Raw genomic sequence first — 23,583 nt, 5'->3', positions numbered from 1 at the left:
GCGAAAAACCTCAACCGGTGTTGCGCAAACCTGCGGCAATACCGGCTACGGACACCAGCAGCGCCTGTTCCAGAGGGCTGTCCTGCGCCGCTTCGCGCTGGCGCGAGCGGGCGAGCAATTCAGCCTGCAACAGATGCAGGGGGTCCAGGTAGGTGTTGCGCAGGCGGATGAACTCCAGGGTGTCCGGGCTGTGGGCCAACAGTTGCGACTGCCCGGTCAGGCCAAGCACCACCTCGCAGGCCTGCGACAATAGGTCGCGTAAATGCGCGCCCAATGGCAGCAAGTCAGGTTGCACCAGGCGCTCATCATAGAGCCGGGCGATATCGGCGTCGGCCTTGGCCAGCACCATTTCCAGCATATCGATGCGGGTGCGGAAGAACGGCCACTGTTCGCGCATCTGCCCAAGCAACTCACCCTCGCCGCGCTCCAGGGCCTTGCTCAATGCCGCTTCCCAGCCGAGCCAGGCGGGCAGCATCAAGCGGGTCTGGGTCCAGCCGAAGATCCACGGAATCGCGCGCAGGCTTTCAATACCGCCGGCACGCCGCTTTGCCGGGCGGCTGCCCAACGGCAAACGGCCCAGCTCCTGCTCCGGTGTGGACTGGCGGAAATACTCGACGAATTGCGGATTTTCCCGCACAACCGCGCGGTAGGCGCTGACGCCGTCGGCCGCCAATTCGTCCATCAAGTGACGCCAGGCCGGTTCCGGGGGCGGTGGTGGCAACAGCGTGGCTTCGAGCACTGCGGCCAGGTAGAGGTTGAGGTTCTGCTCGGCAATGTCCGGCAGGCCGAACTTGAAGCGGATCATCTCGCCTTGTTCGGTGGTGCGGAACCGCCCCGCCACCGAGCCCGGCGGCTGCGACAGAATCGCCGCATGCGCCGGGCCACCGCCACGGCCGACGGTGCCACCGCGACCGTGGAACAACAGCAACTCCACTTGCTGCTCACGGCAGATGTCCACCAAGCGCTCCTGCGCCCGGTACTGCGCCCAGGCGGCGGCGGTGGTGCCGGCATCCTTGGCCGAGTCCGAATAGCCGATCATCACTTCCTGCGGGCCTTGCAACCGCGCGCGATAGCCCGGCAGCTGCAACAACCGCTCCATCACCGGCCCGGCGTTATCCAGGTCGGCCAGGGTCTCGAACAGCGGCACCACACGCATTGGCCGCTGCACGCCGGACTCTTTGAGCAGCAATTGCACCGCCAGCACATCCGAGGCGGCACCGGCCATGGAAATCACATAGGAGCCCAGCGATGCGGCCGGTGCAGCGGCGATTTCCCGACAGGTGTTCAAGACTTCCGCCGTGTCTGCCGACGGCTTGAAGTAACCCGGCAGCAGCGGTCGACGATTGTCCAGTTCCTTGCTCAGGAAGTCGATGCGCGCTTCTTCGTCCCAGTCCTCATAACGTCCCAGGCCAAGGTAGTCGGTGATTTCAGTCATGGCCGACGCGTGGCGAGTGGAGTCCTGGCGCACATCCAGGCGTACCAGGAACAGGCCAAAGGTCACGGCGCGGCGCAGGCAATCGAGCAACGGGCCATCGGCGATCACGCCCATGCCGCACTCATGCAGCGACTGATAGCACAGTTGCAGCGGACCGAGCAGGTCGCGATTGTCCTGCAACACCTGCTCCGGTGCCGCTGCGGTGCCATTCAACGAGGCATGGGCCCACTGGCGCGTGGCGCGCAGACGTTCGCGCAACTGCTTGAGCACCGCACGGTAGGGTTCGACGCTGTCTCCCGCCTGGGCCTGCAACGCCGCGCTGGCCTGTTGCATGGACAACTCGGAGGCGAGTTGATCGATATCGCGCAGATACAAATCCGCCGCCATCCAGCGCGCCAGCAACAGCACTTCACGGGTGACCGGCGCAGTGACGTTCGGGTTGCCGTCACGGTCGCCGCCCATCCACGAGGCAAATCGAATCGGCGCCGCCTCAAGCGGCAGGCGCAAACCGGTTGCGGCATGCAAGGCCTGGTCGGCCTTGCGCAAATAATTCGGGATGGCCTGCCACAAGGAATGCTCGATGACGGCAAAGCCCCATTTGGCCTCATCCACCGGCGTAGGCCGCACGCGACGGATTTCCTCGGTGTGCCAGGCCTCGGCGATCAAGCGTTGCAAACGTTCACGGATATGCTCGCGTTCGGCACGGGTAAGGTCACGGTGATCCTGCAGCGCCAGCTGGGCGGCGATCGCGTCGTACTTCTGGATCAGGGTGCGACGTGCGACTTCGGTGGGGTGGGCGGTGAGCACCAGTTCGATTTCCAGCCGCGCCAATTGGCGCGCCAGGGATTCATCGCTGTGCCCTTCACGCTGCAGCCGGGCCAACAGTTCCGGCAACACGCGGGACTCGAAGGGCGCCGGTTGCGACTCATCGCGCCGGTGAATCAACTGGTACTGCTCGGCAATGTTGGCCAGGTTGAGGAACTGGTTGAAGGCCCGGGCGACGGGCAGCAGTTCGTCTTCCTGCAGTTGATTCAGGCTCGTGCTGAGTTCATCGCCCGCGCCGCGCCGGTCAGCCTTGGCGCCTTTACGGATCTGCTCGATCTTGTCGAGAAAATCACCGCCGTATTGCTCTGCAATGGTGTTGCCCAACAGTTCACCCAGCAGGTGAACATCCTCACGCAAGCGTGCATCGATATCACTCATCAGCCACTCTCCAGCCAGAAATCCGGGACGCGCAGGGGGTCCAGAGTGCCGTCGGCGCAGGTTTCTGACAAGACACTTTAAACCTTGCCGCTTCCCGCTAGTCTCAACATCAGGTCGCCGCGTTATGCACACCGGCGGCTGGACACTCATTATTGAGGTTGCCATGAAAATTCGAGACCTGCCCCAGCATTGGGAAGAGACCGCCAAGGGTCAACTGACCAAAACCGAATACGCCATTCATCTGGATGTGGAGGCCGCCGCGAGACTGGCCGCCCTGGCCGAGATGTACCCCAAGCGTCACGCCGAAGAACTGCTCGGCGAGCTGATCGGCGCCGCCCTTGAAGAATTGGAAGCCAGCTTTCCCTACGTCCAGGGGCAGCAGGTGATTGCCACCGATGAGGAAGGCGATCCGCTGTACGAAGACGTTGGGCCCACACCGCGATTTCTGACCCTGTCACGCCGCTATCTGCATGATTTGTCAGCCGGTAATGACGAACAGCAGCACTGATCACTGTCTTACCCACCCCAATTTAACCCCTGTATTCCGGGCCTTTCAGCGGCCCGGAGTACCGTTGTGCGTGGTGAAAGTTCCAATTTTCTAGAGCTGACCATTCAGTCAGATATTTTTTTAGGCAAATCGCCATCTTCGCTGAACTTTTGAAAAAAGCCTCCGGTCACAGCCAGTAAGCCATCACTTGGAACGCTCGTTTGAACTGGCGTCATGTGCTTTACCGCCGGGCCCGCAAACGAACACCAAGATGGATTTTGATGTTTTTCAGGAGCTACCCAATGGAGTTGAAGACGATGAAGACCAGCACTGCCAAATCCTCGTTTAACCACCTGCGCGGGCTTAAATTGGCCGCGCTGGCAATCGGCACCAGCTTCGTTCTGGCAGGTTGCGCCGGTAACCCGCCGACAGAGCAGTACGCAGTGACCCAGTCTGCGGTCAACAGCGCGGTCAGCGCCGGTGGCACCGAGTTCGCAGCCGTGGAAATGAAGTCGGCCCAGGACAAGCTCAAAGAAGCTGAAATCGCCATGCACGACAAGAACTACGACAAAGCCCGTATGTTGGCTGAACAAGCCGAGTGGGATGCTCGTGTCGCTGAGCGTAAGGCCCAGGCTGCCAAGGCCGAGCAAGCGGTGAAGGATTCCCAGAAAGCAGTTGATGAGTTGCGTAAGGAAGGCATGCGCCCGGCTGCTATCCAGCAGAAGTAAGCCGCTGCCCCTTGATTGCATCGCACCTGATATCGAATTGAAAGGACGACACGACTATGCGTAAACAATTGATGATCCCTGCCCTGTTGGCGATGAGCGTTGCCCTGGCAGCCTGCTCCACTCCGCCGAACGCGAACCTGGAAAACGCACGGACCAACTTCACGGCCCTGCAAACCAACCCGCAGGCGACCAAGCTCGCAGCCCTTGAAACCAAAGACGCCAGCGAGTGGCTGGACAAGGCAGACAAGGCCTACCGCGACAAGGAAGACGAGAAGAAAGTCGACCAACTGGCTTACCTGACCAACCAGCGTGTAGAAGTGGCGAAAGACACCATTTCCCTGCGTGAGTCCGAAGCCAAGCTGAAAAACGCTGGCGACGAACGTGCCCGCGCCCTGCTGGACGCCCGTGACGCGCAGATCAAGCAACTGCAAAACAGCTTGAACGCCAAGCAAACCGATCGCGGCACCCTGGTGACTTTCGGTGACGTGCTGTTTGCCACCAACAAGTCCGACCTGAAATCCAGCGGCCTGGTCAACATCACCAAGCTGGCTCAGTTCCTGCGCGACAACCCGGACCGTAAAGTGATCGTCGAAGGCTACACCGACAGCACCGGTTCCGACTCGTACAACCAGAGCCTGTCCGAGCGCCGCGCCGCTTCCGTACAGCGCGCACTGGCCCAGCAAGGCGTGGACATTTCGCGCATCGTGACCCAGGGTTACGGCAAGGAATACCCGGTTGCCGACAACGGCAGCGTTTCCGGCCGTGCGATGAACCGTCGCGTCGAAGTGACCATTTCCAACGACAACCAGCCAGTCAAGCCACGCTCGTCCGTTGCTAACTGATTGATTGAAGCGGCATAAAAAAACCCACCTTATGGTGGGTTTTTTTTCGGCTCGTCGAACTGTACGGTTCGACCGGTATCTTCAGCCGGCATTTGAATCTGCGGGCCCGCCTGCTTGTCTGCCTGGCTCTCAAGCCTGTTGCGGCGAGCAGCTTCCTGTTCAATCGCCACATGCTGCCTTGCCATGATCAGCATATTTTCCAGCACTGGAATCTTGAATTCCATCCTCGCCTCAAACCGTGTGAGTGACACGCTTTGTGTGGTATCTGACGAAATAAGGTTCCAGGCATTCCTGCCCAGACCGACGACTGGCCATCCGATGCACGAAAAAAAACCGCCCCTGCAGGCTAATGCCGTTCAGTTAAGGCTTTTTGTAGGAGCGAGCTTGCTCGCGAAAAACCACAGGCGCCGCGTTCAACCAGGAAACACGCGTTATCGTTGACGTTTTTCGCGAGCAAGCTCGCTCCTACAGAGGGCGATGTACGCTTAACTGAACAGCATTAGCCCCTGCAGGCGGTTTTTCCATGAGGCTTGATCAGTTGCCGATTTGGCCTGAACCTTGATAGTCCGGCTGCTGGATCTGCCCCTGCCCCTGGCCCGCGCTCTGCCCACCGCTTTGGCCATCTTCGGCACCTTGACCGCCCTGGGCACCTGGAGCGCCCTGCGCACCGCCCGCCTTCTGCGCGAGCAACTTCTTCAGCAGCTCCTCCAATTCCTTGAGAGGATCTTCACCACCGGCACCACTATTTCCCTGGCTGCCTTGAGAACCTTTGGCTTTAATATCCTGGATCTGCTTTTGTACATCTTTAATCTGCTGGTCGAGGCCTTGCGAGCTTCCCTGGCCATTGCCAGCGCCGCCCACACCCCCCATGCCGCCCATGCCACCCATGCCACCCATGTTCCCGCCGCCCGAGATACCGTTGATTCCTGCCATAAATGCTAACTCCAACCTATGAATTAAGGGACCGATCAGCCTTGCCAATCGGTGAATAATCAGTGGTGGGTGAGTCAGGATGGTTCCGGCCGGTCGAGTGGCTGACATGCGTGAAATCAATAGTCTGTAAAGACTAGGGTGGTTTCCCACGGCTGGGAGGCAGAATTCACTGTTGCAGTTGCGGAGTTTCTTGCCCGATGCAACGTACTGCCTGTTTCTTGTTATTCACCAGTACGCCGCTCAGGCCTTTCTGGTCGGTATCGAACATCACCAGCACCCCGTCCACGCACTGCGCCACTTGAGCGGCGGGGGTCAGTGAGACTTTGTAATCCTCCCCCGGCACGGTCTTGAGCATCGTGAATTCACTGAGCAGCAGCGCATCTTCCGGCTTGGCGAAGTGCAGGTAGCCGTAGTACCACAAACAACCGACCGTACCGATGATGGTGCCGATCCCTGTGAGAATCAGCGGGATCATGTTGCGCTCTTCACTCATTGCGGGCTCTCTGATGGGTCAACCTTGGAAAGGGGGTAATTCGGTATTTCGCCCAGACGCCGCAGGCCGTTGAAATGCTGCGGGTCATCCAGGTAACGCAGCATGACGGTTTGCCAGGTCTTGTCGGCAAACGTCTGCACATGCCCGCCTCGCGTCAGCTGCAGTACCCTGGGCGGCGGCGCCGCTTGGTACAGGCGTATGCCGTTGGACACGGGCACGATCGGATCATCCAGGCTGTGAAACAGCAGTTTGGGAACGCCCTTGAGCTGGGGCATGGCGTTGATCGCGCTGTCGGCGTCAGGTACCAGCCAGGACAGAGGGACCTGAAACGGCCATGTTAACCAGGATGTGCTCAGGGCAAATTGTCCCACGTCACGATAACTGGCGGGCACACCGTCCAATACCAGGGCCTTGAGCCGGGACTGGCGCTCGGGGTGAGCCGCCAGATAATGCACCGCCAATGCGCCGCCCAGGCTTTGGCCAAGCACGACCAACGGCTGCCCCTGGGCTTCGGGCGCCTGATCCAGCCAACTGAAGGCTGCGTCCACGTCCTGGTAGATAGCCGGCAGTGACGGCTTGCCTTGCGAAAGCCCATAACCGCGATAGTCGAGCAACAGCACCTGGTAGCCCTGCTCCGGCAACCACCAACTGCCGCCCAGATGCCACGCCAGGTTGCCGCCGTTGCCGTGCAGGTGCAGCACCGTGCCTTTGAGGGGCACGCCAGGCTTGGCCGGCAGCCACCAGGCGTGCAGTTTCACGCCGTCGGCAGTGGTGAGGGTGACGTCGCGATACGCCAGGTGGGCTTTTTCCGGCGTGAACGGCAGGCCGGGCTCGGGGTAGAACAGCAGGGAGCTGCAGCCGTTCAATGTGAGTAGCAGGCACAGAATGCCGAGGATTCTCATCCGTTGAGCCTCGTGAGTGAGATGAAATGGGCGGACGTGGGAGATCCCAGGTGAGTCGACGTCCGGTCAAAGGATATTGGAATAGTCCGCCTCGATCCGGTCCAGGCTCAAATGGTTGAGGAAGTTGGAAAAGCACATCCAGGCCGCCAGTGCGTTCATGTCGCGAAACTGTTCGGGCAGGTACTTGGGCGGCACGACCAGGCCTTCGTCGACCAGTTGACGCAAGGTGCGCATATCTTCGAGGGTGGTCTTGCCGCAGAACAGCAACGGCACCTGTTCCAGCTTGCCCTTGCGCACGGCCAGCTGGATGTAGTTGTAGACCATGATAAAGCCCTTGAGGTAGGACAAATCCTTGGTGAACGGCAGACCGGTCGGTACCGAGCCACGGAACACCCGACTGGCGTTGCCGTAGCTTTCCGCCATTTCAAAGCCCTGCTCGCGGAAGAACTCGAACACCTGCAGGAAGTCGGCGCCCTCCTCCACCATATGGATGGCGCGGGTGCGGTTGGTCAGTTTGCGCAGCCGGCTGGGGTAGGAGGCAAACGTGATGATCTCCATCAGGATCGCCAGGCCTTCCTGGGTCACGGTGGACGAGGGTGGCCCCTTGGACAGGAACGTGCAGATCGGCTGGTTCTGGCCATTGAGGGTGGTGCCCACATGCACCAGGCCTTCGTGCACTTCCAGGGCGCGCACGTCACGGTCGTTGAACATCGCGTCGGCGCGGATCTTGATGTAGTCGGCGCCCGCGGCTGCGTCGGCGACGATGCCATCGGACTCGAATACGCGAATGGTCTCCTCGGCCTCGCCGAATACCTTGTTCAAGCGGGTCTGCAGCAGGCTCACCGCATCCTTGGCGGTCAGGGTCTTGGCTTCGTCCTTGAGGTCGCCCCGGCCATCGATGTTGTTCAGGTAGTCCGAAAGCATCAACCCCAGGTCCGCCAGCGTCGGGTCGCCGGCGTGGAAGGCGTCGGAAGCGGCGCCGTAGAGTTCCTGGGAAATCAGGCCGAAGTCCTCGGTGCCACGGGCTTCGAGCATCCGCACGACCATGCGGTACTCCCGGCACATGCGGCGCATGATCTGCCCCACCGGGCTGAACTGGCCGAGACGGCGGGTAATGTCGCGCTCGATGTTCTGGAACTCCAGCTTGACCGCGCTGGAATCGAACGACAACGGCCGGTTCAGGTAGTAATCGCGATCCACGGCGGGCATGGCCTTGCCCTTGGCCTTGAGAAAGCCCTGGCGAATGTTCTCGTCCCACTTCACCGCGTCGAGGACGCGGATCGGTGTTTGCGCCAGCACAATGCGATCGGACAAGCTGCGTATCGTCTGCTGGTAATCGTCCACCCGGTGCTTCCTCTTTGAACGTGGCCTTTCTGGTATCAGACTGAAGCCAATACCAGGTGCATGTAACGCTTGAGTATCTCCAGCATTTCTTCACCGGTCAGCGGCTCTGCGCCGCCCAACAGGCCCTGATATTCCATCCGACTGATAATCGCCGTCAACACCTTGGCATCCTGCTGCGGCTCGCGGGAGCCCAAGACCTGGAAAAACTGCCCGGTGCCTTGCAGCAGGATCTGTTGGTGGGAGCGTACCAGTTCGGCAAGGCGCGGATTGAGCAAGGCTTCCTGGCGGAAGGCCTGCTCGGCCATCAGGTATTCGCGACGGTTGATCAACTGGCGCTGCACATAGTCGGCGGTCAGCCGCGCAATGTCATCGGCCAACTGCGAGCGCGACGCCGGACTGCCGTCGCCGTAAGCGACCATCTCGCGCAGCAGGCCTTCGTTGCGCACCCACAGCTTGCCCATGAACGCGGCGCTGCGTTCGACGTATTGGGCGAAGGTGTCGGTGAGCAGGTCATCGATATCCTTGAAGTAGTAAGTGGTGGCCGACAACGGCACGCCGGCCTCCGCCGCCACGGCCCGGTGCCGCACGGCACGTACGCCATCGCGTACCACGATGCGCATGGCCGCATCGAGAATGTCCTGCCGGCGCTGTTCACTGCCCCGCCGGCTGGCCTTGCGGCCTTGGTACTGGACGCTATCGGCCACGGCAGCGGCAACGCCGGCGGCGCCTTCTTGAGCCATTACGCGGTTCACCACATTTCCCTCTTCTAAGTGTGACGCGCAGCGTCACAGGATGCATTCCCACGCAGAGCGTGGGAACGAGCAACCGATCAACAAAACCTGGCGCTATTTGTTTGACGCGAATTTACGCCACATAAAAAAGCCGCCTTATAAAAGGCGGCTTCGGATTTCGCTACGGTTACGCTTGTGGCCGCATGTGCGGGAACAAGATCACATCGCGGATCGACGGCGAGTTGGTCAACAGCATCACCAGCCGGTCGATGCCGATACCTTCACCGGCGGTGGGCGGCATGCCGTATTCCAGGGCCCTTACGAAGTCGGCATCGTAGTGCATGGCTTCGTCATCACCGGCGTCCTTGTCGGCCACCTGGGCCATGAAGCGCTCGGCCTGATCTTCCGCGTCGTTAAGCTCGGAATAGGCGTTGGCGATTTCACGGCCGCCAATGAACAATTCGAAACGGTCGGTAACGTTCGGGTTGTCGTCGTTACGACGCGCCAGCGGCGACACTTCGAACGGGTACTGGGTAATGAAGTGCGGCTGTTCCAGCTTGTGCTCCACCAACTCTTCGAAAATCATCACCTGCAACTTGCCCAGGCCTTCGAAGCCCAGCACTTTGGCGCCGGCCTTCTTGGCGATGGTGCGAGCCTTGTCGATGTCGTTCAGGTCGTCAGCGGTCAGCTCAGGGTTGTACTTGAGGATCGAGTCGAACACCGACAGACGCACGAACGGCTCGCCGAAGTGGAACACTTTGTCGCCATAAGGCACGTCAGTGCTGCCCAGCACCAGCTGCGCCAGTTCGCGGAACAGCTCTTCGGTCAGGTCCATGTTGTCTTCGTAGTCGGCGTAGGCCTGGTAGAACTCCAACATGGTGAATTCAGGGTTGTGCCGAGTCGAGACGCCTTCGTTACGGAAGTTGCGGTTGATCTCGAACACCTTCTCGAAGCCGCCGACCACCAGGCGCTTGAGGTACAGCTCCGGCGCGATCCGCAGGAACATTGGCAGGTCCAGCGCATTGTGGTGGGTTTCGAACGGCTTGGCTGCGGCGCCACCGGGGATGGTCTGCAGCATCGGCGTTTCCACTTCCAGGAAGTCACGCTGGGCCAGGAAGCTGCGGATGTGGGCGATGACCTGCGAACGCACGCGGAAGGTCTGGCGCACGTCTTCGTTGACGATCAGGTCAACGTAGCGCTGGCGGTAGCGCTGCTCGGTGTCGGTCAGGCCGTGGTGCTTGTCCGGCAGCGGGCGCAGGGACTTGGTCAGCAGGCGCACGCTGGTCATCTCGACATACAGGTCGCCCTTGCCGGAACGGGCCAGGGTGCCCTCGGCGGCGATGATGTCGCCCATGTCCCAGGTTTTCACCGAGGCCAGGGTTTCTTCGGAAAGGGTCTTGCGGTTGACGTAGACCTGGATGCGCCCGGTCATGTCCTGGATCACCATGAACGAGCCACGGTTGAGCATGATGCGACCCGCCACCTTGACCGGGATCGCCGCTTCTGCCAGCTCTTCCTTGGTCTTGTCCGCGTACTCTTTCTGCAGGGCATCGCAGTAGTTGTCGCGGCGGAAGTCGTTGGGGAAGGCGTTACCCTTGGCGCGCTCGGCAGCAAGCTTTTCCTTGCGCAGGGCGATCAGGGAGTTTTCTTCCTGTTGCAGGGCTTGCGGGTCGAGTTGTTGGTCGCTCATGTCTTAAATTTTCCATCAGGTTCGTTGTCCCCGGCCAGTGGCCGGGGATCGCCTACAATCTTTACAGCCCCGATTTCAGGCTGGCTTCCAGGTATTCGTCGATATCGCCGTCGAGCACCTTGTCGCAGTCGCTGCGCTCGATGTTGGTGCGCAAATCCTTGATCCGCGACGCATCGAGCACGTAGGAACGGATCTGGTGCCCCCAGCCGATATCCGACTTGGTGTCTTCCAGCGCCTGGGACGCGGCGTTGCGCTTCTGCATTTCCTGCTCGTACAACTTGGCCCGCAGCATTTTCATGGCGGTGTCCTTGTTGGCGTGCTGGGAGCGCTCGTTCTGGCAGCTGACCACGGTGTTGGTCGGTACGTGGGTGATACGCACGGCCGAGTCGGTGGTGTTTACGTGCTGGCCACCGGCACCGGAGGAACGGTAGGTGTCGATGCGCAGGTCGGCCGGGTTGATCTCGATTTCCACCTTGTCGTCGATCTCCGGGGAGACGAACACCGCCGAGAAGGACGTATGGCGACGGTTGCCGGAGTCGAACGGGCTCTTGCGCACCAGGCGGTGCACGCCGATCTCGGTACGCAACCAGCCAAAGGCGTATTCACCCTTGATGTGCACGGTCGCGCCCTTGATACCGGCCACTTCACCGGCGGACAGCTCCATGATGGTCGCGTCGAAACCGCGCTTGTCGGCCCAGCGCAGGTACATGCGCAGCAGGATGTTGGCCCAGTCCTGGGCCTCGGTGCCGCCGGAACCGGCCTGGATATCCAGGTAGGCGTTGTTCGGGTCCATTTCGTGGCTGAACATGCGACGAAATTCAAGCTTGGCGAGGTTTTCCTCGAGACGGGCCAGCTCGGCGACAACATCGCCCACGGCGCTTTCGTCATCTTCTTCGACGGCCATGTCCAGCAGGTCGCGGCAGTCGGCCAGGCCGGTGTTCAGCTCGTCGAGCGTGTCGACGATCTGCGCCAGCGCAGCGCGCTCGCGCCCCAGTTCCTGGGCGTACTCAGGTTTGTTCCAGACACTCGGATCTTCAAGCTCGCGATTGACTTCGGTCAGACGCTCATGCTTTTGATCGTAGTCAAAGATACCCCCGAATAGTTTCGGAGCGCTCGGACAGGTCCTTGATGGTGTTAAGGATCGGGTTGATTTCCATGGCGGGCAGCACTCGTTGGCGAACTTTTGAAAGCCGGCGAGTATAACGGCAAACGCCTGGAAACGGCAGTCCACCCGGCCGAAAAGGCAGAGGTTTGTACACAATCCCAAGACCGATGAAGAGCCCCCTCCCACGGGTTGGCGATACCCCGCGTTAGAAAACCAGCACTACTACTAGCCAAAACTACTAGCCAAAACTGACCGTTCATCTGTTTATACAAATATTCTGAAAATCAAAATTAGGGACTGCTTGGAAGACCACAAACCAGCCCACTTCAACAAAAACAAACAATTAGGTTTCTTTCAAAATTATCCTAAGACTTGAACTGCAAACATACAGGAATACAAACACACCAGTTTCAGAACCGTCTTACAAAGCCTCCTACAGACATCAAGTCAAACCAAAACGCCATCAGTTTTTAATTCCGCCCCTCTCAAATAAGTTTGATCAAAGCAACTGAGATTTTTCTTCAGGACGAACAAACTTTCGAACCCGATCACGCTTACATACGGACGGAGAGACCCCATGGCACAACAAGGGTGGCAGCCAGGACAACCGTTACAACTCAAACCGACAATAATTACCGCCGGGAGACGAAATACTTATTGGGGTGGTGAAGGTGGAGGCTACGTAGGAAGTGGAGATGGGTGGGGCCTTCAAGAGGGGCCACGTCGAGGCGAAGGAGACCGTAGCCGCTTCAAGCATTTTGACTTCCCTAGCACCACCGCCGATTTCATTGGAGAGCAAAAGTACAACCAATCCTTGATTGACGCAGAGTACAGTGCACGGTTTGCGACGCTCGCCGCTGAAACTGAACGCGAACTCGCAGAAAAACAGCAAGCAGCGAAACTTTCACAGCCACTCACAGAAAGTGCCTCAGCCATTATCGATCAAAAAATCACATTTGAAATAATCGACGCAAAAAAAACCAAATACACACGTACTGCACCACTCATTTATGGGCTCTATGATCAAAGCCCTTTTTACCTGATGGAAAACCTAACCTATACAAAGCTACGTGAAACACTTGCCTCTTCTGACCCGATAACAAATCTGGGCGGCGCGTACGCACTTTACGACAACGTATGGAGGGCCGCACAGGAACTCAAGGCTCTCTCGCTCTCCATAGATATTCTGACTAAAAAACTTTCAGGGCTGGCAAAGACCAGGCAAGCGCTGGAGACCCACTTAGCCGAACATGATCCCGCCTGGACGAATTTACACATTGAGTATCTGAAGACCATTGCAGATGAATTGGACATTCACGTGCAGTTGCTGCCGGAATACCTGCAGGTGGAACTCGCTTCTCTTGCCGGTTCGGTCGTTGGATTGACACCCGACCAAACCCTCATGCTTTACAAAACCACGCTGGACAAAATGATCGAAGAAACGATGGCTGCGATCAAACCTATTGATCCACCGTTAGCCATAAACCAGAACGGGTTGATCATTTACTACGCCGCAGCCAACCCACTGGTTACACCGCCATTGAGCAAACCTGAGCTTGAAGGGCTGAAACAACTTATTTATCTGCAGCAGAACACCACGCTTGGCGTGAAATGGCTCAGTCATCATGATTTTGTGCTCAAGTCAGAGTCCGCGAGGTATCTGGCCAATGCCTCCAATGCAATCAGTGACCTCGCAGAACGTGCGCAGCAGGTAGCAACGGCGCAGGCGCGTATTGAAGCGGTACGAGTAGCCAATACCTATCGCCTGTCGGGCCCCGCTTCTGCGACTCAAGCGGTAGTCATGACCTCAGTTGGGACTATCGCTACAGCGGAAGGGATTACTGTCACGCTGCAAGCCGCCATTCGTGCAGCCGTGGCCGCATTGACGGAGTTGGTTGCCAGTACCTCCAGTGGCTTAATGGTAGGTGTTTCAGCTCTGATCTATTCCCCAAAACTCGCGAATGGAGAGCTTCCAGAGCGTTATGCGCTTGGCACACCGGTCTCAACCTTCGTAGCAGACCTTAACGAGTCAACGATAACCTCGGCAGTCAACGGCACAATTGACCTTCCGGTTCGCATGAGCTCGAAGACGGCTGCGGATGGGCGCTCACAAGTATTCGTGGTCAACGCCGACGGTACAAGCGTGCCTTCCAAGGTCAAGGTGGTTGCTGCGACCTATGATCCAGCGCAGAAGGTGTACACCGTTACTACGGGTGACGCTCCACCAAAATTCTTGATCTGGACACCTGTCGTCGTCCCTGGGAATAGCTCAACAACACTGCCCGCTAATCAGTCTGAGCCGTCCATTTATATTGGTGCTACGGTCACTCCGGTTGAAGGCAGAATTGATTCGTTTCCAGGAGTCAGTGAGGCGAGCTTTGATGACTTCATAACAGTCTTCCCTATAGATTCAGGACTACCTCCGCTCTACATAATGTTCAGGGATCGGCGGGAAGATCCCGGAATTGTGACAGGTGGCGGGCAAGCTGTAACGGGTTCTTGGCTAGGAGCGGCCTCACAAGGTGAAGGTGCCCCTATACCATCGCAAATTGCCGATAACTTAAGAGGCCAGGAATTTAAAAATTTCAGAGCGTTTCGCGAAGCCTTCTGGAAATCGATTGCGAACGACTCGGAACTGGCGAATCAGTTCAACCGTCAAAACCTACTAAGAATACTTAACGGCAAAGCCCCATATACGAGCAAACTTGAGCATGCAGGAAAATCTGGTAAATTCGAGCTCCACCATAAGATATTCACCTCCAAAGGCGGAGAAGTTTTCGACATAGACAACATCTACATAGTCACTCCAAAACTCCACAAACAAATTCATGGCAAAGGTGATTAGGATGAAAACTTCAATTTCCGAGTACACAGAAACCGAATTTTTAGAATTCGTAATTTCCCTTTGTGACGCGAGTGCTCGTACTGAGGAAGAAGATGACGAAATGCTATTAGAGTTCACGCGCCTTACAGAACATCCTGACGGATCAGATCTCGTCTACTATCCAAGAGCTGACAGAGAAGACAGCCCGGCGGGCATTGTAGAAGAAGTTAAACAGTGGCGTGTGGCTAATGGCAAGCCTGGATTTAAAATAGAATAATCTCTCTGCTACCTCCTGCCATCGACTCTACATAGATGGCGGGCTTCTTCGTCCAACCACGTTCATGTGCACTTAATTTGGATGAATACCAAGCTCACAATGTGGGAGGGAAGCCCCTCCCACATTTAATGGGTTACAGTCTGAACTCACTCGATGCCGACTTGATTACGCCCATTATGCTTGGCCATATACAGTCCCTTGTCCGCCGCCATGATCAACTGCCGGCAATCGGTGCCCTGTACGGGTGTCAACGTCGACAGGCCAATGCTGATGGTCAGGCTCGAACCTTCCGCCGGCGCGATATGCGGGATTTTCAGGGCGGCCACCGCCATGCGCAGTTTTTCCGCCACCAGCCGCGCACCGCCCGGCGAGGTGTTGGGCAGCACCAGCGCGAACTCTTCGCCGCCATAGCGTGCCGGCAGGTCCGAGGGACGGCTGCTGGCTTCGCGGATGGTATTGGCGACTTTGCGCAAGGCCTCGTCACCCTCGACGTGGCCAAAACTGTCGTTGTAGGTCTTGAAGAAGTCCACATCGATCATCAGCAAGGAGAGTTGGGTCTGGTCGCGCATGGCTCGGCGCCATTCCAGTTCCAGGTATTCGTCGAAGTGACGGCGATTGGACAGCCCGGTCAGTCCATCGGAGTTCATCAGCCGTTGCAGCACCAGGTTGGTGTCCAGCAACTGTTGCTGGCTGACCCGCAGCGCACGGTAAGCCGCGTCGCGCTGCAACAGGGTCATGTAGGAGCGCGAGTGATAGCGAATGCGCGCCACCAGTTCGATATTGTCCGGCAGCTTGACCAGGTAATCGTTGGCCCCGGCCGCAAACGCTGCGCTCTTGATCAGCGGGTCTTCCTTGGTGGAAAGCACGATGATCGGGATATTCGCCGTGGCCGGGTGATTGCGGTACTCGCGCACCAGGGTCAAGCCGTCGAGGCCGGGCATGACCAGGTCCTGCAGGATCACGGTCGGCTTGATGCGAATTGCCTGCGCGATCGCCTGGTGCGGGTCGGCGCAAAAGTGGAAATCGATGTTTTCTTCATGGGCCAAGCCGCGCCGCACAGCTTCGCCGATCATGGCCTGGTCGTCGACCAGCAGCACCATGGCGGCGTTTTCGTCGGTCTTGAAGTCGTCAAGTTGTAGATCATTCATGTGCGGTCACCTGAATTACGCCTGCAAACCAGCACGGCGGGAGATTGTCGATCATGTTGCAAAGACCTCCTGCAATCGCGGCGCAATTTTTTCCAGTGGGCGAATTTCAACAGCGGCGTCAATCGCCGCCGCTGCTTTGGGCATCCCATACACCGCCGAACTCGACTGGTCCTGGGCGATGGTCAAATATCCTTGTTCGCGCATCAACTTGAGGCCCTGGGCGCCGTCGCGCCCCATGCCGGTCAGCAGTACGCCGACGGCGTCACCGATCCAATAGCTGGCGACACTTTCGAAAAACACGTCGATGGACGGCCGGTAAATCTCGTTCACCGGCTCTGCGGTATAGGCTAGCGTGCCATTTTTCAACAAGCGAATATGGTGGTTGGTACCGGCCAGCAAGACCACGCCGCTCTGCGGTGGCTCACCCTCTCGCGCCAGGCGCACCGGCAGGCCGGACGCACTGCTCAACCACTCGGCCATGCCGGCGGCGAACACCTGGTCCACATGCTGGACCAGCACGATGGCGGCGGGAAAGTTGCGGGGCAATCCCTTGAGCAGGACTTCCAGGGCAGCCGGACCGCCCGCTGAAGAACCGATCGCCACCAGGCTCTGGCGTTTGCCGGTGCTGCGCTCGGGCGCGGTTTCGGCGCGCACACGGCTACCGCGCTGGCCGATCAGCCAGCCGATATTGAGGATCTTGCGCAACAACGGCGCTGCCGCATCCCTGGGGTTGCCCACGCCGAGTGCCGGGGTGTCCACCACATCCAGGGCGCCGTGGCCCATGGCTTCGAACACCCGGCTCATATTGGCCTGGCGGTCGACGGTCACCAGCAGAATCGCGCAGGGCGTCTCGGCCATGATCTGCCGCGTGGCCTCCACGCCGTCCATTACCGGCATGATCAAGTCCATCAGGATCAGGTCCGGCAGCCGTTCGGCACAGCGCTGTACCGCTTCCAGGCCATTACTGGCCACCCATACCACCTCGTGCGCGGGTTCCAGGTTCAAGGCGCGCCGCAACGCCTCGACGGCCAGGGGCATGTCATTGACGATCGCAATCCTCATGCCCGGGCGCCCCCGATCAGCTCAACCACGGCGTCGAGCAAGGCATCGTCGTGGAAGCTGGCTTTGGCCAGGTAATAGTCGGCGCCGGCGTCGAGGCCTCGGCGTCGGTCTTCTTCCCGATCCTTGTAGGAAACCACCATCACCGGCAACGATTGCAGGCGACTGTCACGGCGCAAGAGTGTGACCAATTCAATACCGTCCATGCGAGGCATATCAATATCAGTGATAAGCAGGTCGAAATCCTCGGAACGCAATGCGTTCCAGCCATCCATGCCATCGACCGCAACGGCCACTTCATAACCGCGATTGAGTAATAACTTGCGTTGCAGCTCACGCACGGTCAGCGAGTCGTCCACCACCAGCACCCGCTTGCGCGGTGCCTCGGTAGCCTGCTGGGTGCGCCGGGCGATGCGTTCCAGGCGGCCGGTGTTGAGCAACTTGTCCACCGAACGCAGCATGTCCTCCACGTCGACGATCAGGACCACCGAGCCATCGTCAAGCAAGGCGCCGGCGGAAATATCCTGGACCTTGCCCAGGCGATCATCCAGCGGCAATACCACCAGGGTGCGCTCACCGATAAAGCGCTCGACGGCGATCCCATACACGGCATCGCGCTCGCGTATCACCACCACTTTCAAGGTATCGCCAGGGGTTTGCCCCGGTGGACGCTGCAACAGCTGACTGGCGGCGACCAGGCCGACATGCCGGCCCTCGTGCCAGAAATGCTGGCGACCTTCCAGTTGCACAATGTCCTCGGGCGCCAGGTCGCACATGCGTTCGATGTGCGCCAGCGGGAAGGCGTAGGCCTCTTCACCGACCTCCACCACCAGGCTGCGCACCACCGACAAGGTCAACGGCACCTCCAGGTGAAAGCGACTGCCCTGCCCCGCCGTCTGCTCCAGCACCACGGCGCCGCGCAGTTGACGCACCATATGCTGCACCGCATCCAGGCCGACGCCGCGACCGGACACTTCGGTCACCTTGTCGCGCAGGCTGAACCCCGGCAGGAACAGGAACGTGAGCAGTTCTTCCTCGCTCAGGCGCAACGCGGTCTCCACGGGGGACAGGTGCCGGTCGACAATGGTGCCGCGCAGGCGCTCAAGGTCGACGCCGTTACCGTCATCGCTCAACTCCAGCACCAGCAAGCCGGCTTGATGGGACGCGCGCAGGCGAATCAAGCCTTCCGCCGGCTTGCCCGCCAGCAGCCGCTGCTCGGGCATTTCAATGCCATGATCGACGGCATTGCGTAATAAATGCGTGAGTGGCGCCTCGAGCTTTTCCAGCACATCGCGGTCGACCTGGGTCTTTTCGCCCTCGATCTCCAGGCGCACTTGCTTGCCCAGGCTGCGGCCGAGGTCACGCACCATGCGCACCTGCCCGGCCAGCACGTCGGCAAACGGGCGCATGCGACAGGCCAACGCGGTGTCGTAAAGCACCTGGGCGCGCTGGCCGGCCTGCCAACCATACTCATCCAGCTCGGCGTTCTTCTGCGCCAGCAGCGCCTGGGCCTCACTCAACAAGCGGCGGGTATCGGCCAGGGCTTCCTGGGCTTCAAGATTCAGGTCGATGACCTTGAGGTGGCCGTCCAGGGTATCCAAGGCGCGCAGGCTGTTGCTTTGCAGGCGCTTGAGGCGCTGCAGGCTGGCCAGGTAGGGCTTGAGTCGCTGGGTTTCCACCAATGACTTGCTGGACAGGTCCAACAGGCTGTTCAAGCGTTCGGCCGTGACCCGCAGCACGCGCTCACCGCCTTCGGTCATGCGTTTGCCGTGGCGCGGCGGCTCGCTGATGACGGCGGGCGCCGGCTCAGGTTCGGGCGCCGGCGCTTCGATCACCGGCATGGGAGCCGGTTCGGGTTTCGGCGCGACCATGGCGCTGGGTTGCGACGGGTCCAGCAAGCGCTCCATCAGCGCCACATAGGCCTGGATATCCGCCGCCCCTACGTTATTGCCCGGGGTGGCGATGCGCATCAGCAAATCCGTACCCTGCAGCAACGCGTCGATATGCTCGGGCTGCAGGTACAAGCGCGCTTCCTGGGCGCTGACCAGGCAGTCTTCCATGACATGGGCCACGCTGACGCCGGCATCCACCCCGACAATCCGAGCCGCGCCCTTGAGCGAGTGCGCGGCGCGCATGCAGGCCTCAAGCTGGTCGGCCTGGGTCGGGTTGCGTTCCAGGGCCAGCAGGCCTGCACTGAGCACCTGGGTCTGGGCATCGGCTTCCAGGCTGAACAGTTCCAACAGCGAGGCATCGCGCATCTGGTCGGGGGTCATGCGAGGCTCCGGGTCACGGCGGACAACAATTGAGCCTCGTCCAGCCAACGCAGGCTGCGGCCTTTCCACTGCAATACGCCCTGGGTGAAACGCGCGCTGGCCTGGGTACCGGAGGCCGACGCGGCGCTCAAGGTGCGCTCATCGATGGCATGGATGCCATCCACTTCGTCCACCGGCACGACCACCGGGCCATCCTGCGCCGCAATGATCAGCATGCGCGGCATGATGCGCCCGCCGGTGGCGCCGGTATTGGCGCTGTCCAGGCCGAGCAGTTCCACCAGCGACAGGCAGGCCACCAATGCGCCGCGTACGTTGGCCACGCCCAGCAAAGCCCGGGAGCGCTGGTGCGGCAAGGAGTGGATCGGTTGCAGGGGCGCGACCTCCACCAGGCAACGGGTCGCGATGCCCAGCCACTCCTCGCCGAGGCGGAACATCAGCAAGGAGCGGGTGACCACCTGGTTGTCGAGCTCGCCGGCGGCTTGCGCGGGACGCTCGTCCTGCGCCAGCGCATAGCGGTCGAGCAGGCGCGTGGCCGCGGCCGAATACACCGAGCAGTTACGGCAATGGATGTGCTCCACCAGCAAGGGGCAGGATTTGTCGCCATGGATGCCGATGCGGTTCCAGCAGTCGTCGATGGCTTGGGTGTCGGCCAGGGTCAGGTCCAGGCCAGCGGTATCCAGCGCGTCAGGGCTACTCATCGTTTGGACTCACTGTCAGCTCGCTCGCTACGCGCGGCGCGCGCCTGCAAACGACGCGCCCCCGCACTGTCGCCCTGGGACTCGAGCAACGCGGCCAGGTGCATCAAGGCCTGCGGATGCTGCGGCTCCAGGTATAAGGCTTTACGGTAATACCCTTGGGCTTGCGGGGCATTGCCGGCTACATCGCTGAGCAAGCCCAGCCAGTAGAACACCTGGGCCACCGGCGGATGGCTGCCCAGATAGCGTTCGCACGCAGCGCGGGCCTCGGCACTCTTGCCCTCATTGGCCAAGGTGGCGATCTGGTTGAGCAGCTCGCCGGCCTCCGTATGCGCTGCCTTGACCGGCGCCGCCTGGGCGCCAACCGTACTGAACGGGCGCGGCTTGAGCGCAACAGGCGCCGCACTGCGCGGCGGCGTGGGTGCCGGTATCGGTGCAAACACCGGGGCTGGCGCGACCGACTCCGCGTGCCGGCTGAACGCAAAGGATTGCGGCACGCCAATCGAACGCATGCCATGGCGTCCCAGCAGGCTGCCTTCGGCTGGGCCGATAAACAACACGCCGTCCACGTGGGTCAGTTCCTTGAGCACATCGAAGACTTGCTTCTGGGTGGGCTGATCGAAATAGATCAGCAGGTTGCGACAGAACACAAAATCATAACTGGACTCATTGGCCAACAGCGCCGGGTCGAGCAGGTTGCCGACTTGCAGGCGTACTTGCTCGCGCACCCGGTCGGCGATGCGGTAGGCGCCGCCGTCTTCAGTGAAATGCCGGTCGCGAAATTCAAGGTCGGCGCCGCGAAAGGAGTTCTTGCCGTACACACCGCGGCGGGCACGCTCCACGGACAGCGGGCTGACGTCCAGCCCTTGTACTTTGAATTGGTGCGGCGCCAGGCCGGCGTCGAGCAGGGCCATGGCAATCGAATAGGGCTCTTCGCCGGTGGAACACGGCAGGCTGAGAATGCGCAAAGCGCGCATCTGCTTGATCTCGGCCAGGCGTGCATGGGCCAGGCGGGCCAGGGTCGCAAAGGACTCGGGGTAGCGGAAAAACCAGGTTTCGGGAACGATCACCGCTTCGATCAGCGCCTGCTGCTCATCGTGGGAGCTTTGCAGGAGCTGCCAGTACGCGTCCGCTGTGTCCGCCTGGGACAACTGGCACCGCTGGCGCACCGCGCGCTCGATGATCGCCTCGCCCACCGACGCGACGTCCAGGCCGATACGTTCCTTGAGGAAGGCCGAGAAGCGCGGATCACTGCTCATAGGCTCAACTCGCTGGAAAACAGCAACGCACGCACGTCATCGCTCAACAACTCGGCCACGCCGATCCATTGCATCAAGCCCAGCGCATCTTCGCGCACCGGCCCCAGGTAGGGCGCCTGGCGGTTATCCAGGCCATAGGGCTGGAACTCGGCGGGGTCGCAACGCAGGGTGTCGGTGGCCTGCTCCAGAATCAGGCCCAGCCACCGCGCCTGGCTCCCGGCTTGTGGCTGATAATTGACCAGCACCAGCCGCGTACTCGTACGGGCCTGGGCCACGGTACCGAAGGTCAGCGCGCTCAGGTCGATCACCGGCACCAGCGCGCCGCGATGGGCAAAGATGCCCGCCACCCACACAGGTGCCTGGGCGATGGGTTTGAGCGGCAGGCGCGGCAGTACCTCGACCACTTCCGTGGCCTTGAGGGCAAAGCGCTCAGTGCCGATGTGGAACACCAGGAACAACGCCTTTTTCGCTGCCGTAACGGCGCCGCGTTTAGCCGCGAAGTCGCTCATCAGACTTTGAAACGCGACACGCCGCTGCGCAGACCCACCGCGACCTGGCTCAGTTCATCGATGGCAAAGCTGGCCTGGCGCAGGGACTCGACGGTCTGGCTGCTGGCATCCCCCAACTGCACCAGCGCGTGGTTGATCTGCTCGGCGCCGGTGGCCTGGGCCTGCATGCCTTCATTGACCATCAACACCCGCGGCGCGAGGGCCTGCACCTGGTGGATGATTTGCGACAGTTGCTCGCCCACTTGCTGCACCTCGAACATGCCGCGGCGCACTTCCTCGGAGAACTTGTCCATGCCCATCACGCCCGCCGACACCGCCGACTGGATCTCGCGCACCATCTGCTCGATGTCGTACGTCGCGACGGCGGTCTGGTCGGCCAGGCGGCGTACTTCGGTAGCGACCACGGCAAAACCGCGCCCGTACTCACCGGCTTTCTCGGCTTCAATGGCAGCGTTGAGGGACAGCAGGTTGGTCTGGTCAGCCACTTTGACGATGGTCACTACCACCTGATTGATGTTGCCGGCCTTTTCATTGAGGATCGCCAGCTTGGCGTTGACGAGGTCGGCGGCGCCCATGACCGAATGCATGGTTTCTTCCATGCGTGCCAGGCCCTGTTGACCGGAACCGGCGGCGACCGAAGCCTGGTCGGCGGCAGTCGACACTTCGGTCATGGTGCGCACCAGGTCCTTGGAGGTCGCGGCGATTTCACGCGATGTGGCGCCGATTTCAGTGGTGGTGGCGGCGGTTTCGGTGGCCGTGGCCTGTTGCTGCTTGGAGGTGGCGGCAATCTCGGTCACCGAGGTGGTGACCTGCACCGACGAACGCTGCGCCTGGGAGACCAGCGCGGTCAGCTCGGTCATCATGTCGTTGAAGCCGGTTTCGACCATATTGAATTCGTCATTGCGCTCCAGGTTCAGGCGCTTGCTCAGGTCGCCCGTGCGCATGACTTCGAGGATATCGACGATGCGCTTCATCGGCGCCATGATTGCGCGCATCAACAGCAGGCCACACAGCGCGGCGGCAAGCACCGCCAGCAGCAGCGAGACGCCCATGCTGATCTTCGCGGCCTCGACCGCGTCATCGATAGCGGCGGTGGCCTCGTCGGCGACCTGCTTGTTCTGTTGGATGATGTCATTGAGCTTCATGCGGCCCGCTACCCAGACAGGCGTCAGTTGCTCGCTGAACAACCTGACGGCCTCGGCGGCGTTGTTGCTCTGCTGAGCCTGGAGCACTTGGGCAAGGATCTGGTTGTAGTTCTGATGCATTTTTTCGAAGGCATCGAACTCGCTGCGGTCCTGGGTGAAATTGATCGTCTGTGCGTAGTCGGCCATGTATTTCTCAAGGCGTGCCTCGAAGGACTTGTAGTCCTGCTTGTCCTCCTCGGAAATGCCCTGGTTTTTGTGGATGCCCACCAATTCCTGGGTCTGCAGGTAGCTGTCGACCCAGGCGCTGCGAATCATCGAGCTGAAAAACACGCCAGGCACAGCGTCATCGCGCACGGAGCTCTCACTGGTTTCGATTTTCAACAGGCGCGAATACGAGAGCACGACCATCAGCAGCATGATCGCGATAATTACCGCAAAGCTCGCCAAAATCCGTTGGCGCAGGGTCCAGTTCTTCACAGTAATTCCTCGCAGATCCATTCA

21 protein-coding genes are annotated in these 23,583 nt (G+C 60.2%); 5 read left to right on the top strand and 16 right to left on the bottom strand.

All coding sequences use genetic code 11. The features are described from left to right. Nucleotides 1-10: 10 nt before the first annotated feature. Entirely contained in the window at nucleotides 11-2,638 is a 2,628-nt protein-coding gene (ppc, locus tag BFP93_RS03535; RefSeq protein WP_065886059.1) for a phosphoenolpyruvate carboxylase, read from the bottom strand. A 163-nt stretch (nucleotides 2,639-2,801) separates the two neighbouring features. Between ppc and BFP93_RS03530 the strand changes: the two genes are divergently transcribed. From BFP93_RS03530 to BFP93_RS03520, 3 genes are all read left to right on the top strand, one after another. Beyond that, complete coding sequence (locus tag BFP93_RS03530) at nucleotides 2,802-3,146, top strand: pilin assembly protein (RefSeq protein ID WP_065891951.1); 345 nt, start codon at nucleotides 2,802-2,804, stop codon at nucleotides 3,144-3,146. Between the two features lie 281 nt (nucleotides 3,147-3,427). After that, entirely contained in the window at nucleotides 3,428-3,853 is a 426-nt protein-coding gene (locus BFP93_RS03525) for a DUF4398 domain-containing protein (protein WP_065886057.1), read from the top strand. Between the two features lie 56 nt (nucleotides 3,854-3,909). Then, nucleotides 3,910-4,695, top strand: coding sequence for an OmpA family protein (locus BFP93_RS03520; RefSeq protein ID WP_065886056.1), 786 nt, complete (start codon nucleotides 3,910-3,912; stop codon nucleotides 4,693-4,695). A 29-nt stretch (nucleotides 4,696-4,724) separates the two neighbouring features. Here the strand turns inward: BFP93_RS03520 and BFP93_RS03515 are convergent, their stop codons facing one another. From BFP93_RS03515 to prfB, 8 genes are all read right to left on the bottom strand, one after another. Then, nucleotides 4,725-4,919: a hypothetical protein gene (locus tag BFP93_RS03515; protein ID WP_065886055.1), complete on the bottom strand. Its 195-nt coding sequence runs from the start codon at nucleotides 4,917-4,919 to the stop codon at nucleotides 4,725-4,727. A gap of 310 nt (nucleotides 4,920-5,229) precedes the next feature. Then, nucleotides 5,230-5,628 (bottom strand): type III secretion protein, encoded by a 399-nt coding sequence (locus BFP93_RS03510; protein ID WP_122561479.1) that lies wholly within the window; start codon nucleotides 5,626-5,628, stop codon nucleotides 5,230-5,232. A 166-nt stretch (nucleotides 5,629-5,794) separates the two neighbouring features. Beyond that, nucleotides 5,795-6,121, bottom strand: a complete 327-nt coding sequence (locus BFP93_RS03505; protein WP_065886054.1) for a hypothetical protein — start codon at nucleotides 6,119-6,121, stop codon at nucleotides 5,795-5,797. Further along, entirely contained in the window at nucleotides 6,118-7,023 is a 906-nt protein-coding gene (locus tag BFP93_RS03500; protein WP_065891950.1) for an alpha/beta hydrolase, read from the bottom strand. Before BFP93_RS03500 ends, BFP93_RS03505 begins: the two co-directional genes overlap by 4 nt. 66 nt (nucleotides 7,024-7,089) lie before the next feature. Beyond that, entirely contained in the window at nucleotides 7,090-8,367 is a 1,278-nt protein-coding gene (locus BFP93_RS03495) for a flavohemoglobin expression-modulating QEGLA motif protein (RefSeq protein ID WP_005785511.1), read from the bottom strand. A 35-nt stretch (nucleotides 8,368-8,402) separates the two neighbouring features. Then, nucleotides 8,403-9,119 carry a TetR/AcrR family transcriptional regulator gene (locus BFP93_RS03490; RefSeq protein ID WP_083203333.1) on the bottom strand — a complete coding sequence of 239 codons (717 nt, stop codon included), beginning with the start codon at nucleotides 9,117-9,119 and terminating at the stop codon, nucleotides 8,403-8,405. Nucleotides 9,120-9,285: 166 nt separating this feature from the next. Then, complete coding sequence (lysS, locus tag BFP93_RS03485; protein WP_065891949.1) at nucleotides 9,286-10,788, bottom strand: lysine--tRNA ligase; 1,503 nt, start codon at nucleotides 10,786-10,788, stop codon at nucleotides 9,286-9,288. Between the two features lie 61 nt (nucleotides 10,789-10,849). Beyond that, nucleotides 10,850-11,945, bottom strand: a protein-coding gene (gene prfB, locus BFP93_RS03480) for a peptide chain release factor 2 (protein WP_104501908.1) whose coding sequence is annotated in 2 segments (ribosomal slippage) — nucleotides 10,850-11,872 and nucleotides 11,874-11,945 — 1,095 coding nt in all. Because the reading frame shifts where the segments join, the coding sequence is not laid out codon by codon here. A 525-nt stretch (nucleotides 11,946-12,470) separates the two neighbouring features. Here prfB and BFP93_RS03470 point away from each other — a divergent pair. Together BFP93_RS03470 and BFP93_RS03465 are read left to right on the top strand one after the other, a co-directional pair. Beyond that, nucleotides 12,471-14,738 carry an S-type pyocin domain-containing protein gene (locus BFP93_RS03470; RefSeq protein ID WP_065891948.1) on the top strand — a complete coding sequence of 756 codons (2,268 nt, stop codon included), beginning with the start codon at nucleotides 12,471-12,473 and terminating at the stop codon, nucleotides 14,736-14,738. Nucleotide 14,739: 1 nt separating this feature from the next. Further along, complete coding sequence (locus tag BFP93_RS03465) at nucleotides 14,740-14,994, top strand: bacteriocin immunity protein (RefSeq protein WP_065891947.1); 255 nt, start codon at nucleotides 14,740-14,742, stop codon at nucleotides 14,992-14,994. Between the two features lie 146 nt (nucleotides 14,995-15,140). Here the strand turns inward: BFP93_RS03465 and BFP93_RS03460 are convergent, their stop codons facing one another. From BFP93_RS03460 to BFP93_RS03430, 7 genes are read right to left on the bottom strand one after another with little or no spacing between them, the layout of a single operon-like run. Further along, nucleotides 15,141-16,142, bottom strand: a complete 1,002-nt coding sequence (locus BFP93_RS03460; protein ID WP_065891946.1) for a response regulator — start codon at nucleotides 16,140-16,142, stop codon at nucleotides 15,141-15,143. A 51-nt stretch (nucleotides 16,143-16,193) separates the two neighbouring features. Then, nucleotides 16,194-17,204 carry a chemotaxis response regulator protein-glutamate methylesterase gene (locus tag BFP93_RS03455; RefSeq protein WP_065891945.1) on the bottom strand — a complete coding sequence of 337 codons (1,011 nt, stop codon included), beginning with the start codon at nucleotides 17,202-17,204 and terminating at the stop codon, nucleotides 16,194-16,196. After that, nucleotides 17,201-19,474 (bottom strand): hybrid sensor histidine kinase/response regulator, encoded by a 2,274-nt coding sequence (locus BFP93_RS03450; RefSeq protein WP_065891944.1) that lies wholly within the window; start codon nucleotides 19,472-19,474, stop codon nucleotides 17,201-17,203. Before BFP93_RS03450 ends, BFP93_RS03455 begins: the two co-directional genes overlap by 4 nt. Beyond that, on the bottom strand, nucleotides 19,471-20,172 hold the full coding sequence (locus BFP93_RS03445) for a chemotaxis protein CheW (protein WP_065891943.1): 702 nt from the start codon (nucleotides 20,170-20,172) through the stop codon (nucleotides 19,471-19,473). Before BFP93_RS03445 ends, BFP93_RS03450 begins: the two co-directional genes overlap by 4 nt. After that, the gene (locus tag BFP93_RS03440) at nucleotides 20,169-21,428 is read right to left on the bottom strand and encodes a CheR family methyltransferase (protein ID WP_065891942.1); all 1,260 of its coding nucleotides are present in this window, start codon (nucleotides 21,426-21,428) and stop codon (nucleotides 20,169-20,171) included. Before BFP93_RS03440 ends, BFP93_RS03445 begins: the two co-directional genes overlap by 4 nt. Continuing rightward, nucleotides 21,425-21,937, bottom strand: a complete 513-nt coding sequence (locus tag BFP93_RS03435; protein ID WP_065886045.1) for a chemotaxis protein CheW — start codon at nucleotides 21,935-21,937, stop codon at nucleotides 21,425-21,427. Before BFP93_RS03435 ends, BFP93_RS03440 begins: the two co-directional genes overlap by 4 nt. Continuing rightward, the gene (locus BFP93_RS03430; protein WP_065891941.1) at nucleotides 21,937-23,559 is read right to left on the bottom strand and encodes a methyl-accepting chemotaxis protein; all 1,623 of its coding nucleotides are present in this window, start codon (nucleotides 23,557-23,559) and stop codon (nucleotides 21,937-21,939) included. Before BFP93_RS03430 ends, BFP93_RS03435 begins: the two co-directional genes overlap by 1 nt. Between the last annotated feature and the right edge of the window lie 24 nt (nucleotides 23,560-23,583).

Origin of the sequence: Pseudomonas sp. 44 R 15 (assembly GCF_900004965.1) — a bacterium.
In the GTDB taxonomy this organism is placed as follows: Bacteria; Pseudomonadota; Gammaproteobacteria; order Pseudomonadales; family Pseudomonadaceae; genus Aquipseudomonas; species Aquipseudomonas orientalis_A.
This window is presented reverse-complemented; position numbering and strand designations above follow the sequence as displayed.

Excerpts from the sequence above, each read along its gene's own strand:
- BFP93_RS03510 (WP_122561479.1), bottom strand. The coding sequence starts at position 5,628 with ATGGCAGGAATCAACGGTATCTCGGGCGGCGGGAACATGGGTGGCATG.
- BFP93_RS03460 (WP_065891946.1), bottom strand. The coding sequence starts at position 16,142 with ATGAATGATCTACAACTTGACGACTTCAAGACCGACGAAAACGCCGCC.
- BFP93_RS03435 (WP_065886045.1), bottom strand. The coding sequence starts at position 21,937 with ATGAGCGACTTCGCGGCTAAACGCGGCGCCGTTACGGCAGCGAAAAAG.
- ppc (WP_065886059.1), bottom strand. The coding sequence starts at position 2,638 with ATGAGTGATATCGATGCACGCTTGCGTGAGGATGTTCACCTGCTGGGT.
- BFP93_RS03450 (WP_065891944.1), bottom strand. The coding sequence starts at position 19,474 with ATGACCCCCGACCAGATGCGCGATGCCTCGCTGTTGGAACTGTTCAGC.
- BFP93_RS03505 (WP_065886054.1), bottom strand. The coding sequence starts at position 6,121 with ATGAGTGAAGAGCGCAACATGATCCCGCTGATTCTCACAGGGATCGGC.
- BFP93_RS03470 (WP_065891948.1), top strand. The coding sequence starts at position 12,471 with ATGGCACAACAAGGGTGGCAGCCAGGACAACCGTTACAACTCAAACCG.
- BFP93_RS03440 (WP_065891942.1), bottom strand. The coding sequence starts at position 21,428 with ATGAGCAGTGATCCGCGCTTCTCGGCCTTCCTCAAGGAACGTATCGGC.
- BFP93_RS03515 (WP_065886055.1), bottom strand. The coding sequence starts at position 4,919 with ATGGAATTCAAGATTCCAGTGCTGGAAAATATGCTGATCATGGCAAGG.
- lysS (WP_065891949.1), bottom strand. The coding sequence starts at position 10,788 with ATGAGCGACCAACAACTCGACCCGCAAGCCCTGCAACAGGAAGAAAAC.
- BFP93_RS03530 (WP_065891951.1), top strand. The coding sequence starts at position 2,802 with ATGAAAATTCGAGACCTGCCCCAGCATTGGGAAGAGACCGCCAAGGGT.
- BFP93_RS03520 (WP_065886056.1), top strand. The coding sequence starts at position 3,910 with ATGCGTAAACAATTGATGATCCCTGCCCTGTTGGCGATGAGCGTTGCC.
- BFP93_RS03500 (WP_065891950.1), bottom strand. The coding sequence starts at position 7,023 with ATGAGAATCCTCGGCATTCTGTGCCTGCTACTCACATTGAACGGCTGC.
- BFP93_RS03445 (WP_065891943.1), bottom strand. The coding sequence starts at position 20,172 with ATGAGTAGCCCTGACGCGCTGGATACCGCTGGCCTGGACCTGACCCTG.
- BFP93_RS03465 (WP_065891947.1), top strand. The coding sequence starts at position 14,740 with ATGAAAACTTCAATTTCCGAGTACACAGAAACCGAATTTTTAGAATTC.
- BFP93_RS03525 (WP_065886057.1), top strand. The coding sequence starts at position 3,428 with ATGGAGTTGAAGACGATGAAGACCAGCACTGCCAAATCCTCGTTTAAC.
- BFP93_RS03455 (WP_065891945.1), bottom strand. The coding sequence starts at position 17,204 with ATGAGGATTGCGATCGTCAATGACATGCCCCTGGCCGTCGAGGCGTTG.